This is a genomic window from Marinobacter sp. AN1 (assembly GCF_026013985.1).
GTDB classification, from domain to species: domain Bacteria; phylum Pseudomonadota; class Gammaproteobacteria; order Pseudomonadales; family Oleiphilaceae; genus Marinobacter; species Marinobacter segnicrescens.
Genome location: NZ_CP110342.1, coordinates 1,173,039 through 1,186,014 on the forward strand (window position 1 = coordinate 1,173,039; position 12,976 = coordinate 1,186,014).

The following is a 12,976-nucleotide window of genomic DNA, read 5'->3' on the forward strand; positions in this document are numbered from 1 at the left end:
ATGAACGTATCGTCGATTCTGAATCAGCTCATCGGCCAGGCTTCAGGCCAGTCTGCCGGCAAAGGCTCCAGTAGTGGTATGGATGTCAGCCGCGTTGTCGACAGCCTTTCCTCGCAATTGAAGGGCTCGTCGGGTTCGACCGGTGGTATCGACCTGAAAAGCCTGCTGGGTGGCGGCGCGCTGGGTCTGATGGTGGGCTCCAAACGGGGCCGGAAGATGGGCGGCAAGGCGATCAAATACGGCGCCCTCGCCGGTATCGGCGTACTGGCCTGGAAGGCTTATCAAAATTACCAGAGCGGGTCCGGTCCCGATGCGTCGCAGGGCCAGCCCATTGAGCAGCTGCAGGGACAGGCCCGTGAACAACGGGGTCTGGAAATTCTCCAGGCGATGATCATGGCAGCCCGTGCCGATGGCCATATCGATGCCAACGAGCGAGCCGTGCTGACGCAGGAAATTGAGAAGCTGGGCGCCGACGACGAGTTACAGGCATGGATCCAGCAACAGTTCGAAGCGCCGTTGGACGCGGATTTGCTGGCGCTGCAGGCGGATTCGCCCCAGGCGGCGCGGGAAATCTACCTGGTCAGTGCCGTCATCATTGACGATCAGAACCCCATGGAGCGGGCCTGGCTTGACCAGTTGGCTAACGCGCTCAAGCTGCCGCCTACGTTGACGAAAGAACTGGATCGTCAGGTCCTCGAGCCTGCCTGAAGCCTTCCGGGGCGGCACCATACGGTGAAACGCCCCGCATTGACGACCTGGCCGGGGCTTCAGCCTTCGATCCGGCTCAGGGATGAGGCCAGTGCCGTCACTTTCTGGTGAGTCCCTTCCACCAGGGCGTCGATCTCACTGGCGGAGGTACTGGATTTGCGCGCCAGTGAGCGCACCTCCTCAGCCACGACCGCGAATCCTCGACCCGCATCGCCGGCCCGCGCGGCCTCGATGGCGGCGTTCAGGGCCAGCAGGTTGGTCTGGTCCGCAATGTCGTTGATGGTTGATACAAACCCGCTGATCTGTTTGCTTCCCTGCAGGACCGAGTCCATGGCTTCCCGGGTTTCCATCAGGGCCATGTGGCGGTCCGTAATATCAATGCCGAACAGAACATAGCGGCGGACATCGCCGTTGAAGTCCTTTAACGCCACGACCTGGTAATCCAGAGCCAGGGCCGGAATGCCCTCGGCCTCGACCGAAGCCTTGCCACTGAACTCGCCCTGCTGACTCAGCTGTGTCCGGGCATCGGCTGGCAGCTGGGACCAGAGCGCCGCTGCGGCCCTGGCGGCACCATCGCCACCCCCACACTTGTCCTGCACCAATTGATTGGCGCTCAGGTAGTTGCCGTCCGGACTGTATTCGACAATCGCCATGGCGTTCTCTATGGCACTCATGCGGCGGGTAAAATCCACCGTTTGCTGTTTGCTGGCCGTAATGTCCGCCTCCACTGAGATAAAGCGCTCCACCTGGCCGTTGTCACCGAACACGGGCGCAATGGAGAGTGACACCCAGTACGGGGTGCCATTCTTGTGGTAGTTGAGGATTTCCGTGTAGAACGGCTCGGCGCGGTCAAGCTTTGATCGGATGTCCCTGACCGTTCCCGGATCCGTGCCCGGCCCCTGCAGGAGCGGCCCGGGTTTCTTGCCGCGGATTTCCTCCAGGTGGTAGCCGGTGAGATGCTCGAAGCCCGCGTTGATGTACTCTATGGCACCGTCCCGGTTGGTGATCACAATGCCGCTGTTGGCCCGGTCGGCGACCATGGACAGCATTTCCATCTGTTCCCGTCTTTCGACTTCTTCGGTGACATCCTTGATGAAGGCGGTGTAGGTGATTCTTCCGTCGAACTCGGTCTTGCTGATAGCCGCCTGTCCCCAGAACCACGAGCCGTCCTTGCGTTGTATGTGCAGTTCCCGGTAACTGCCGACTATCCGGTTCTCGCCAGTGGTGCGGTTGCGGTTAACGTACTCATCGTGGCGGGCGCGGAACGCTTCAGGCACCAGCATCTTGACGTTGCGGCCGAGCACTTCGTCCCTGCGGTATCCCCAGAGTTTCTCGGCGGTGGCGTTAAATACGCTGACGCAGTTGTTCTCATCGATGGAAACCACGGCATCCATGGCTTGCTCGAGGGTCTGGTTCATCAGCTCCCGGGCGTAGCGCTCCTCACTGATGTCCCGGATGAAGAGGGTAGTTGTTTGGCTGCGGGACCTGGCATTGCCCGCAACCGCAAGGTGGGCCCAGAAAGTACGCCCGTCCATGGAGGTCAGGGACAGCTCGGCTTCGCGCTGCTGGCCGGAAAGGACCGGGTTGGCCGACTGGCCAAGCAACCGGGAAGCCGGCTGTCCAATGACCTGGCCCCGCGGGCAGCCCCAAAGCCGCTCGGCCGCCAGATTCACAAAACTGATGGCGCCTTGCTGGTCGACACTGACCACCGCGTGTGGCGCGTTCTCCAGAATATCGCTGGCATTGGATGAGCTGAACAGGAGGCGGGACAGGAAAAGGACCATCGCTTTGTAAACCCTTGATCGCGGTCGTCAGATCGGCTTTCGGGGAGCGAGGTGCATGTTCCCGGAGATTGCAGCCCTTAACGACAGGTTGCTTCGTTTAATTGTGTTGCTCTGTTTACGAAAGGCGGTGCTGGTCAGACCTTCAGGCGCTGGAAGGATATGTATCAACTTGTAATGAAGGTTAAGGTAGAACCGCAGCTATAGACTTCCTGCTGTCGCGAGGAAACATAGATGACCAGACAACGTACACAGGCATTACGCCGGGTCGAGCGGTTCAGCCGCCTAATGGACAGCGCCATTCGCATTCCGGGTACCCGCTTTTCGGTCGGGCTGGATGGCCTGCTGGGACTGGTGCCGGTGGTTGGAGATATGACCGGATTGCTGTTATCGGGCTACATCCTGGTAGAGGCCCAGCGGGCCGGGGCAAGCCGTCGTGCCCGCGCGCATATTGTGAAGAACATCCTGCTTGATGCGGTTGTCGGCTCAGTGCCCGTTCTTGGCGATGCCTTTGACTTCGTTTACAAGGCGAACCTGCGCAACGCCCGCATCCTTCGGGAAGAACTTGGCGATCCGCCTGGGCGAGAGGCTGCCGCCGAGACAGATCATTGAGCCGGGGTCATAGACCCCGGGGCGTGATAAGGGTGGTAGGTTCTTTATCTGTCACCCCTTGATGAGGCTTCAGACTGGGCCATTGTCAATGGCGGATAGCGCTTCATTAACGGCAAAGACTTTCGCATTCACTTCCGGCACGCCAAATTCCTTCAGCCGGGCGCTGTGCATGTCCAGATAGGCCCGGGCGCTGGCTTCATCCTCGAACAGATAGATGCCCCCGGCTTCACGGTTATCGGCGTTTTCTGTCCAGACTTTCCAGATCAGGCCGGGTTCCTGGGCGATGGACTCGGCCAGGCCTTTCATGGCATCGGTCATCTCGTTCCCGAAGGGACCGTCAAAGGGAAAATCGATTTGCAGCAGGGTTTTCATGGTCGGATTCTCCGAAGGGGCAGGGAAAAGCCAGTCTGGCAGGAATAAAAGGTACCCAACGATTAACCGCCAAACAATACCTGATGCAGGATCCTCCCGGGCATTAATGTGAACGCGCCAGCCCCGATCAGCCCCGTAACGTAAATCGACGCCAGGGCGATGCCATGTCCCCTGTGGTTTCGGGCCCTGGCGGCGTATATCGCGTACACCAGTGTAACGGTGGTCGTTACGGTCAGAAGGTGGATGGGGCTCCACAGACCCACCATCCGGATCTGATGAATAAACAGGGACGATAGGGCAACGGCTGCTATCAGAACGATCCAGACCCAGCCAAGACTGCGGTGCAGGGTTGAGCCCCGCCGCGTTGTGAACTGTGCAGCGCCCAGCATCAGGGCGCCGAGTGCCGCCCAGACATGAATCTGAATAGCCGGTGAGGCGGCCAGGATGGGTTCGATTGTCATCTTCCTTGTCCTCCGGGGTCCTGTTTCTCTGAAAATTCCAAAGGCTGACTTATGACTTCTATTATGCATTTGTTTGCATAATAGACCTGGGGCCCATGATATGCAATAGTATGCATAACAAAAGGAGGAGCTTGTGGCCCTGAGATTTGCCCTGCTGGCAGCGCTCTATGAAGAGCCCTTGACCGGCTATGACCTGACCCTGAAGTTCAAGACCCGACTAGCCAATGTCTGGAACGCCAGTCATCAGCAGATTTACAAGGAGTTGGGAAAACTGCACGAAGAGGGATTGGTTTCCGTGGAAGACATTCCTCAGCAAGGCAAGCCGGACAAGCGTCTGTACCGGATTAACGAAACCGGCGAAGCCGCTCTGTCAGACTGGGTAAACACCGCCCATAACCGGCCACCGACGCGGGATCCATTGCTGGTGAAACTGTTCGCCGGCGGCCTGCTGGACCGGGACAAACTGGCGCATGAGCTGGCGGATACCCGTCAGATCTGGCGGGAGCAGCTTGCCTATTACCGGTCAGTGGAAGCGCAGTACTTCACCAGCCGGGCCGAAATGCCAGCCCACTTCCGATTTCAGCACCTGGCCCTGCGCCGCGGCATTCTCGGCATGGAGAGCAACCTGCAATGGCTGGGTGAGGTAGAGGCCATGCTTGCTGACCTGGCTGCAGGCGTGTAGCCGGAAGGTCTGCAGAGACTTCACAGGGTACTCTGCGACCGGTGAGGTGCCTGGTCGTCCTTCTCTGGGCTCGTTTCCCGGGAACCAAGCGCCTGGATCGACTGCCAGGAAACCAGGGATTCCATTGCTGTTGATCAATTTGTGTACTAAAAATAAGGCTAATACAAGGAATATGGCAAAGCCTGGTTACGTGTCACCAGGGACAGGAGGTGCCCCGTGTCTGACGATCAGTCCGTCTCAGCAAATCCCGAATCAGAGCTGCAAACCCGGTTTCCTACCGCCTATACCATTCTGTTCCTGCTGATTGTTCTGATGGCAGCGCTGACCTGGTTCATCCCGGCCGGTCAGTACGAACGGGCCATGAACGAGGAGGTAGGCCGCGAAGTTGCCGTGCCCGGTACCTATGAAACCGTCGACCCGAATCCCCAGGGTTTCGTCGATGTGATGCTGGCGCCGACTGCCGGCTTCTATGACCCCGACAGCTACGCGGCCAACGCGATCGATGTGGCCCTGTTCATACTGTTTCTGGGTGGATTCCTGGGTGTGATGAATGCCACCGGGGCCATCGATACCGGTATTCGCAGTGCCATGCATCGGCTGGAGGGCCGGGAGATCTGGATGATTCCCATCCTGATGACGCTGTTTGCCCTGGGTGGCACCACCTACGGTATGGCCGAGGAGACCCTGGCTTTCTATGCCATCCTGATTCCGGTAATGCTGTCAGCGGGCTACGATGCGGTCACCGGTGTTGCCATCATCCTGGTGGGTGCGGGCATAGGTGTTCTCGGTTCGACGATCAACCCCTTCGCGACGGTCATTGCAGCTAATGCCGCCGACATTCCCTTTACCGATGGCCTTGCGCTGCGGCTGGTGTTGCTGGTCGGCGGCCTGGTGATATGTGCGGCTTACGTTATGCGATATGCAATGCGGGTCAAGGCCGACCCATCCCGTTCTGTTGTCGCCCGGCAGTGGGACGCTCACCGCCGACTGTTCCTGCGAGGGCATGACGAGATCGAGGATTTCACGCTGACTGGCATTCAGAAGATCGCCCTGGTGATCTTTGCGCTGACCTTCCTGGTGATGATCTGGGGCGTTTCGTCACAGGGATGGTGGATGGCACAAATGGGGGCATTATTCCTCGGCTCGGCCATCCTCATTGGCCTGATTGCCCGTCTGGGTGAGAAAAAGCTGACGGGTAGCTTTGTCGACGGCGCCCGGGACCTGCTTGGTGTAGCGCTGGTCGTTGGCCTGGCCAGGGGAATTGTGGTGATCATGGAGCAGGGCATGATTGCCGACACCATCCTCCACAGTGCCGAAACGACCCTGGGTGGCCTGCCGGAACTGGCGTTTATCAATGTGATGTTCTGGCTGGAGGTGGGTATGAGCTTCTTTGTGCCGTCCTCATCCGGCCTTGCCGTGTTGTCCATGCCTATCCTGGCACCGCTGGCGGACTTTGCGGGCGTAGGCCGGGACCTGGTGGTTACCGCCTACCAGTCCGCCAATGGCCTGGTGAACCTGGTCAATCCGACGTTTGCAGTCGTAGTGGGCGGCCTGGCCATAGGCCGTGTGTCCTATGACCGGTGGCTTGCCTTCATCTGGCCCCTGCTGCTGATCCTCACCCTGTTCATATCGGTTGTTATCAGCATCGGTGCATTTCTGTGACCAGTCGGTAAAGGAGAAACCAACATGACTGAGCACACTCTGGGGGTTCACTCCGAAACCGGTACCCTGCGACAGGTGATTGTCTGTCGGCCGGGACTTGCCCATCGCAGGTTGACCCCGTCGAACTGCGACGCGCTGTTGTTTGATGATGTGTTCTGGGTGAAGCAGGCCCAGAAAGACCATGACGTCTTTGCCGGGGTGATGCGATCCCGCGGGATCGACGTTCTGGACGTAAACGAGCTGCTCGCAGAGACGCTGGGCATCGCCGAGGCCCGGGGCTGGATACTGGATCACCGGATTACCTGGAACCATATTGGGGTGGGCATGGTATCCGACCTCCGGGCCTGGATGGATGAGCTTCCTGGAACCATCCTGGCGGAATTTCTGATCGGGGGTATGCAGGTCAGTGACCTGCCTTTTGACCCGACTGGACTTTTCGGTAGCCATCTTGGGCCCCAGGGCTTTGTGTTGCCCCCGTTGCCGAATTTTCTGTTCACCCGGGACAACAGTGCCTGGATTTATGGCGGCGTCAGCCTGAACCCCATGTACTGGGCCGCACGGCGTCCCGAAACCCTGCTTACCACGGCCATTTACCGGTTTCATCCTGCCTTTGCTGGCAAGGTCGACGTCTACTGGGGTGATCCCCTGGCAGACCATGGCCTGGCCACACTGGAAGGCGGGGACATCATGCCGGTAGGCAACGACACGGTGCTGGTCGGTATGGGGGAGCGCTCATCTCCCCAGGCCATCGGTCAGCTGGCCAATGCCCTTTTTGAACGGGGTGCAGCGCAGCGGGTCATTGCCTGCCAGCTTCCCCGCACACGCGCTGCCATGCACCTGGATACGGTATTTACCTTCTGCGGTGGCAATGTGGTCACCGCCTTCAAGGAGGTTGCCGACGAAGTCATCTGCTACGACCTGCGCCCTGGAAAGGGCGACAAGCACCTTGGCTTCCAGCAGGATCGGCGACCGCTGTTCGACATAGTCGCCGACGTGCTCGGCTATACCTCGCTGGAGGTTATAGCCACCGGCGGTGATACCCCGGCGGAACGGGAGCGCGAGCAGTGGAACGACGGTAATAACGTGCTCGCCCTGAGCCCCGGTGTGGTTATTGGCTATGACCGTAATGACGACACCAACGCCGCGCTGGCGGCGGCCGGGATTGAAGTGCTCGCCATTCCCGGCGCCGAACTGGGCCGGGGGCGAGGTGGAGGGCGCTGCATGAGTTGTCCGACCATCCGCGATGCCATCTGACAGGCCCCGGCCGATCGGCGGGGGCCTTTCTCTGAATTGTGATCAACGGAGTCTGCTCTATGCGTGTGGTTGCAGCCCTGGGTGGCAATGCCCTTTTGCGGCGCGGTGAACCCCTGACCGCCGAGGCCCAGAGGGCCAACGTAAAGACTGCGGCAGAGTCCTTGGCTCGAATTGTCCGCGCCGGGCACCAGCTGGTCATCACCCATGGCAATGGGCCACAGGTGGGCCTGCTGGCATTACAGGGAGCCGCCTACAAGCCCGATGAGGCTTACCCGCTGGATGTGCTGGGGGCGGAAACCGAAGGCATGATCGGTTACATCATTGAGCAGGAGCTGGAGAACGCCCTTGGGCACGATCGCCCGGTCGCTACCTTGCTGACCCAGGTTCGGGTGGACAGGGATGACCCCGCTTTTCGTAACCCGACCAAGTTTGTCGGGCCGGTGTATGAAAAGGCGGAAGCCGAAGCGAGGGCGGAAGCTGCCGGTTGGCAGATTGCCCGTGACGGGGACAAATGGCGCAGGGTTGTCCCTTCGCCAAAGCCCCTGGAAATCCCGGACATGCGGGTACTGAAACTGCTGCTGGACCAGGGCGTTGTGGTTATCTGTGCGGGGGGCGGCGGTATTCCGATGCTGCGCCGTGACGACGGCAGTATGGTTGGGGTGGAGGCGGTCATCGACAAGGACGCCGCCAGCGCTCTCCTGGCCACCGAGCTGGATGCCGATGTGCTCCTGCTGCTCACCGACGTGGATGCTGTCTATCGTGACTTCGGTAAGGACACTGCCACTCCCCTTCATCGGCTGACCATCGCTGAGGCTGACAGCCTCAACCTGCCGGCCGGCTCCATGGGACCCAAGCTGGCCGCTGCCCGGGCATTTGCCGAGGGTGGTGGAATCAGTGGTATCGGGCGGCTGGAAGATGCGCTGGCTATTCTTGAGGGGAAGGCAGGGACCCGAGTGGTCCGGGCTGGGGCCGCCTGAATTACGTGCCAGAGGCCGCAAATTCTGTTAGGTTCCTTTCATGTCTGCCACTCCCTATCCCTACCAGTGGCAGCCGGCCAGAGTCCGTGCAGAATTCTTCCGGCTGCTACCAATCTCTCTGTTTGTCGTCGCTTTCGGGGCGGCCTTCGGTCTGGCTGCGGTGCAGGAAGGGCTGGAGCCGCTGCAGGCTCTGCTGATGAGCGTGACGGTGTTTGCTGGTGCCTCCCAGTTTGCCGCGGTGGATATGTGGGGAACGGAAGTGTCGCTGGTGCCGTTACTGGCCGTGGTCTTTGCCATCAATTCCCGGCATCTGCTGATGGGGGCCTCGTTGTACCCGGTGCTACGGGAGCTGCCGCCGGTAAAGCGCTACGGCGTGCTGTTGTTGTTAACGGATGCGAACTGGGCGGTCGCCGCACAGGATTACCAGAACGGCCGCAAGAACCTGGAAGTGATCGTTGGTGGTGGCTTGGTGCTGTGGCTGGCCTGGGTGATCGGCACCATCCTGGGGGTTTACTTCGGCGGACTGCTCAAGGAACCCCAGGCCCTGGGCCTGGACATGGTACTGGGTTGCTTTTTGCTGGCCATGGCCCTGGGAGGCAAGAAGTCTCCTCGTACCCTGGTAGCGTGGATTGTCGCCTCGCTCGCTGCCCTGGCGGCATGGCGTTGGTTGCCACCCAACATTCATGTGGTTGTTGGTGCGCTCGCCGGTGGGGTGGTTGGCTTCTTATGGCTTGAAACCGGTCGGGTTGCCCGGCACCGTCATGACGCGGAGGCGCCATGACGGTCGAAACCACGCCCACAGGTATCCTGATCATTATCGCTCTGATGGCTGTAGTGACATTGGCTACCCGGTACGGCGGGGCGTTTGTCATGTCGTTTGTACGGATCAGCCCCCGTATTGAAAGCTTCATCAACACCATGGCCAGTTCGGTGCTGATTGCGATTATCGTCCCTATGGCCTTCAGCGGGGACGCTGGCGCGCTGGCGGCACTGGCAACGACGACCATCATCATGCTCGTTACCCGACGGCCCCTCCCGGCCATAGCCGCCGGGATCCTCGCGGCAGCCCTGGTGCGTTTGTTGGCAGGTTAGACCCGGAAACCATCACCTGGTGCAGGAAGGGCATCGTCAGGGTGCTCTTGCTGCTAAGCTGGTAACTACCAGACCCGGATGTACTTTCCAGGAGGAGATCCATGCGTTACCTGGCGATCACCCTGCCACTACTATTACTGTTGATGTCGGCTGCCATTGCTCCAGTGCAGGCGGCTGAGACCCGGAAATATCCCGATGTGGTCGATGTAGCGGTCACCGAGGCGGGTGCCGGTCGCTACCATTTCGATGTCACCTTGTCTTCGCCCTACGACAGCCCTGAGCGTTACGCGGATGCGTTTCGCGTAAGTACCCCGGAAGGTAAGACTCTGGGCGTTCGGAAACTGCTTCATCACCATGCGAACGAGCAGCCATTCACCCGCAGCCTGCGGGATGTCGCGGTGCCGGAAGGGGTTTCCCGAGTGGTAGTCGAAGGCAGGGACCAGCAGTACGGATACGGAGGAGAGACTGTCGAGGCGGCCCTGCCTGCCCGCTGACGGTCAACCCGGACGATGCATCCGGAATTTCTGCTCCGGTCCGACGCTGAAATAGTCCGCAGGCCCGCCGCCACGCATGACCGGTTCGGCGGCGCCGGTGTCGTAGATGCCGTCCTTTAGCAGGTGCTTTGCAATATGCACCCCCACCACTTCGCCATAGACCATCCAGGTGTCCACAGGCACACCGTCGGCGCCGGTCAGACGTAGTACCTGCGACACACGGCACTCCAGGGCGACCGGGCTTTCAGCGACATGGGGCGCTGATATGACTCGCGAAGGCCTCGGCGTCAGGCCGGAGAGGGTGAATTCGTCCTCCTCGGGACCCACAGGGGCGCAGGTTTCATTCATGGCTTCGCTTAACGGGCGGGTAACCAGGTTCCAGCAGAACTCACCGGTTTCCTCGGCGTTACGTACAGAGTCCTTGTAGCCGATGCTGGCGAAACCGACGATGGGCGGGTGGTAATTGAACGCATTGAAGAAACTGTAGGGCGCAAGGTTCAGGTTGCCCCGGCCATCGCGGGAGGAGATCCAGCCGATGGGGCGTGGTGCCACCAGGGCGTTGAACGGATCATGGGCCAGCCCGTGGCCGTTGGACGGTTCGTAGAAGTGGATGTTGTCCGCCATAATTCGCACCTTGTTATTGGATGAGTATGGGCATCATAACCGTATTGGCGGTGGGGGAGGCCAGCGGGGGACGAATTCTGTCCAATAAAAAACCCCGCCGTGGCGGGGTTCTTCAGTCGATCTGACCAATCAGGCTTTCAGCGCCTTGATCTTGGTGGTCAGACGGCTCTTATGGCGAGCAACCTTGTTCTTGGCGAAGATGCCCTTGTTGACCATGCTGTCCATGATCGGCTGGGCTTCCTGGAATGCCTTCTGGGCTTCTTCGTAGTTGCCGGCCTCGATCTTGGCCTGAACCTTCTTCATATAGGTACGCGCCATGGACCGCAGGCTGGCGTTATGCTTGCGGTTCTTCTCGTTCTGACGTGCGCGCTTCTTGGCTTGCGGGGTATTTGCCACCGTGTAACTCCTGAAAAATCTGTGTGAAAATCTGAATTCGCTGAGAGCGCCTTCGTGGAAGTCGCCCCGACAATTGTAGCCGCGCCCACTGCATTCGACGCGTCAAAATAAATGACGCGGAATCATGCCTTCAGATGCCGCCAATGTCAAGAGCCGGGAGCGCTTCACGACGGCCCGAAAGCCTGTGATAAACTCCCGCCACCATTACCACAGGAAGCGGTCTGAATGAGCCAGTCGGAGTCACAGGAAGCCCCGCCACAACCCCCGAAAGCCCCCGGCCTGTTGCGATCCTCCGGCGTGGTAGGGGTGATGACCATGCTGTCCCGGGTACTGGGGCTGGTGCGGGATATGGTGATTGCCCGTTATTTCGGGGCCGGCGCCGGGGCAGACGCTTTCTTTGTCGCTTTCAAAATCCCCAACTTCCTGCGCCGCCTGTTTGCCGAGGGCGCTTTTTCCCAGGCCTTCGTTCCGGTGCTTTCGTCCTACCGTGAGCAAGGTGACATCACCGAGGTCAGACGGCTGGTAAATGCGGTGGCCGGCTCCCTGGGACTGGTGTTGTTGGCGGTCACTGTGGTGGCCATGGCTGGCTCCCCGGTGCTAACGGCCGTTTTCGCGCCGGGCTTTACCGATGACGCAGTCAAGTTCGGCCTGGCCAGCGACATGCTGCGCATCACCTTTCCTTATTTGTTGCTGATCTCTCTGACAGCATTTGCCGGGGCCATCCTCAACAGCTACGACCGGTTTGCGGTCCCGGCGTTCACGCCGGTCATCCTCAACCTGTCGATGATCAGCGCGGCGATCTTTATGACGCCGTTGATGGACGAGCCGGTCATGGCGCTGGCCTGGGGCGTGTTTATCGCCGGTGCGTTGCAGCTGTTTTTCCAGTTGCCGTTCCTGATGCGTCTTGGGCTGATGCCCCGGCCGCGGGTGGATTACCGCCACGAGGGCGTTCGCCGGATCCTGAAGCTGATGGCCCCGGCCCTGTTCGGGGTATCCGTCAGCCAGATCAACCTGCTGCTGGATACGGTGCTGGCGTCGTTTCTGCAGACCGGCAGTGTGTCCTGGCTCTATTATTCGGACCGGCTCTCGGAGCTGCCTCTAGGGGTTTTCGGGATTGCGATCGGCACGGTGATCCTGCCAAACCTTTCCCGCAAGCACGCCTCGCAGTCTCGAGACGAATTTGCGGCTACCGTGGACTGGGCGGTTCGGGCCGTGCTGCTGATCGGCCTGCCTGCGGCAGTCGCATTGGTGCTGCTGGCCGAGCCGCTGATTGCCACCCTGTTCCATTACGGCGAGGTGACCGACCGGGACGTGGCCATGTCGGCCCAGAGCCTGCGGGCCTATTCCCTGGGGTTGCTCGCCTTTATGCTGATCAAGGTGCTGGCGCCGGGGTTCTTTGCTCGGGAAGATACCAGGACGCCCGTAAAGATCGGTGTGATCGCCATGGTCGCTAACATGGTCTTCAATCTCGCGCTGATTCTGCCGCTGGCCCACGCTGGCCTGGCCCTGGCCACCTCCCTGTCTGCCTGGCTGAATGCGTTCCTGCTCTGGCGTGGGCTGGCGAAAGAGGGTGCCTGGAAGGCCCAGTCCGGGGCCGCCAGGTTCCTGCTGCAACTCGCCATTGCCAATGGTGTGCTGGCAGTCGTTATCCTGTTGCTGAATGAGCCAGTTTCCACCTGGCTGGCTTATGGCGGTATGGAGCGGGCGCTGGAGATGGCCGTCCTGGTGGTGGCTGGTGTGGCGGCCTACTTCCTGGCGCTGGCCCTGGTGGGCGTGAGGGTAAGACATTTCCGCCGTCGATAGGTTATAATCGCGCGTTTTCTCACCAGCACCATGGGGTCGCTGGCAAGCATTCAACAGA

The 12,976-nt window shown here is 60.2% G+C and carries 14 protein-coding genes and 1 pseudogene; 10 read left to right on the plus strand and 5 right to left on the minus strand.

The genetic code is table 11. The annotated features are described in order from the left end of the window. Nucleotides 1-708 (plus strand): tellurite resistance TerB family protein, encoded by a 708-nt coding sequence (locus LJ360_RS05265; protein ID WP_091854037.1) that lies wholly within the window; start codon nucleotides 1-3, stop codon nucleotides 706-708. A gap of 137 nt (nucleotides 709-845) precedes the next feature. On the opposite strand, the pseudogene LJ360_RS20000 reads toward LJ360_RS05265, so the two are convergent. Continuing rightward, nucleotides 846-2,492: pseudogene (locus LJ360_RS20000) on the minus strand (PAS domain S-box protein); the annotation flags it as partial. Nucleotides 2,493-2,723: 231 nt separating this feature from the next. Between LJ360_RS20000 and LJ360_RS05280 the strand changes: the two are divergent. Then, nucleotides 2,724-3,101 carry a DUF4112 domain-containing protein gene (locus LJ360_RS05280; protein WP_091854033.1) on the plus strand — a complete coding sequence of 126 codons (378 nt, stop codon included), beginning with the start codon at nucleotides 2,724-2,726 and terminating at the stop codon, nucleotides 3,099-3,101. A gap of 69 nt (nucleotides 3,102-3,170) precedes the next feature. Here the strand turns inward: LJ360_RS05280 and LJ360_RS05285 are convergent, their stop codons facing one another. Both LJ360_RS05285 and LJ360_RS05290 read right to left on the minus strand, forming a co-directional pair. After that, complete coding sequence (locus LJ360_RS05285) at nucleotides 3,171-3,473, minus strand: monooxygenase (RefSeq protein WP_091854031.1); 303 nt, start codon at nucleotides 3,471-3,473, stop codon at nucleotides 3,171-3,173. Nucleotides 3,474-3,535: 62 nt separating this feature from the next. Then, nucleotides 3,536-3,934 (minus strand): DUF2306 domain-containing protein, encoded by a 399-nt coding sequence (locus LJ360_RS05290; protein WP_264995495.1) that lies wholly within the window; start codon nucleotides 3,932-3,934, stop codon nucleotides 3,536-3,538. Nucleotides 3,935-4,067: 133 nt separating this feature from the next. Here LJ360_RS05290 and LJ360_RS05295 point away from each other — a divergent pair, with 133 nt between their 5' ends. From LJ360_RS05295 to LJ360_RS05325, 7 genes are all read left to right on the plus strand, one after another. After that, on the plus strand, nucleotides 4,068-4,616 hold the full coding sequence (locus LJ360_RS05295; RefSeq protein ID WP_091854027.1) for a PadR family transcriptional regulator: 549 nt from the start codon (nucleotides 4,068-4,070) through the stop codon (nucleotides 4,614-4,616). A gap of 216 nt (nucleotides 4,617-4,832) precedes the next feature. After that, nucleotides 4,833-6,278 carry a YfcC family protein gene (locus LJ360_RS05300; protein ID WP_320108784.1) on the plus strand — a complete coding sequence of 482 codons (1,446 nt, stop codon included), beginning with the start codon at nucleotides 4,833-4,835 and terminating at the stop codon, nucleotides 6,276-6,278. Between the two features lie 24 nt (nucleotides 6,279-6,302). Next, nucleotides 6,303-7,532 (plus strand): arginine deiminase, encoded by a 1,230-nt coding sequence (locus tag LJ360_RS05305; RefSeq protein ID WP_264995496.1) that lies wholly within the window; start codon nucleotides 6,303-6,305, stop codon nucleotides 7,530-7,532. Nucleotides 7,533-7,591: 59 nt separating this feature from the next. Next, nucleotides 7,592-8,509, plus strand: a complete 918-nt coding sequence (gene arcC, locus LJ360_RS05310) for a carbamate kinase (RefSeq protein WP_091854021.1) — start codon at nucleotides 7,592-7,594, stop codon at nucleotides 8,507-8,509. Nucleotides 8,510-8,549: 40 nt separating this feature from the next. Beyond that, nucleotides 8,550-9,290 carry an AzlC family ABC transporter permease gene (locus LJ360_RS05315; protein WP_264995497.1) on the plus strand — a complete coding sequence of 247 codons (741 nt, stop codon included), beginning with the start codon at nucleotides 8,550-8,552 and terminating at the stop codon, nucleotides 9,288-9,290. Further along, nucleotides 9,287-9,601 (plus strand): AzlD family protein, encoded by a 315-nt coding sequence (locus LJ360_RS05320; protein WP_264995498.1) that lies wholly within the window; start codon nucleotides 9,287-9,289, stop codon nucleotides 9,599-9,601. The genes LJ360_RS05315 and LJ360_RS05320 overlap by 4 nt, the downstream gene beginning before the upstream one ends. A gap of 101 nt (nucleotides 9,602-9,702) precedes the next feature. Beyond that, nucleotides 9,703-10,095 (plus strand): hypothetical protein, encoded by a 393-nt coding sequence (locus LJ360_RS05325; protein WP_264995499.1) that lies wholly within the window; start codon nucleotides 9,703-9,705, stop codon nucleotides 10,093-10,095. A 3-nt stretch (nucleotides 10,096-10,098) separates the two neighbouring features. Here the strand turns inward: LJ360_RS05325 and LJ360_RS05330 are convergent, their stop codons facing one another. After that, nucleotides 10,099-10,719 (minus strand): flavin reductase family protein, encoded by a 621-nt coding sequence (locus LJ360_RS05330; RefSeq protein ID WP_264995500.1) that lies wholly within the window; start codon nucleotides 10,717-10,719, stop codon nucleotides 10,099-10,101. A 129-nt stretch (nucleotides 10,720-10,848) separates the two neighbouring features. After that, on the minus strand, nucleotides 10,849-11,115 hold the full coding sequence (rpsT, locus tag LJ360_RS05335) for a 30S ribosomal protein S20 (RefSeq protein WP_091854013.1): 267 nt from the start codon (nucleotides 11,113-11,115) through the stop codon (nucleotides 10,849-10,851). 225 nt (nucleotides 11,116-11,340) lie between these two features. On the opposite strand from rpsT, the gene murJ reads away from it, so the two are divergent. Next, nucleotides 11,341-12,918 (plus strand): murein biosynthesis integral membrane protein MurJ, encoded by a 1,578-nt coding sequence (gene murJ / locus LJ360_RS05340; protein ID WP_264995501.1) that lies wholly within the window; start codon nucleotides 11,341-11,343, stop codon nucleotides 12,916-12,918. Nucleotides 12,919-12,976: the final 58 nt, after the last annotated feature.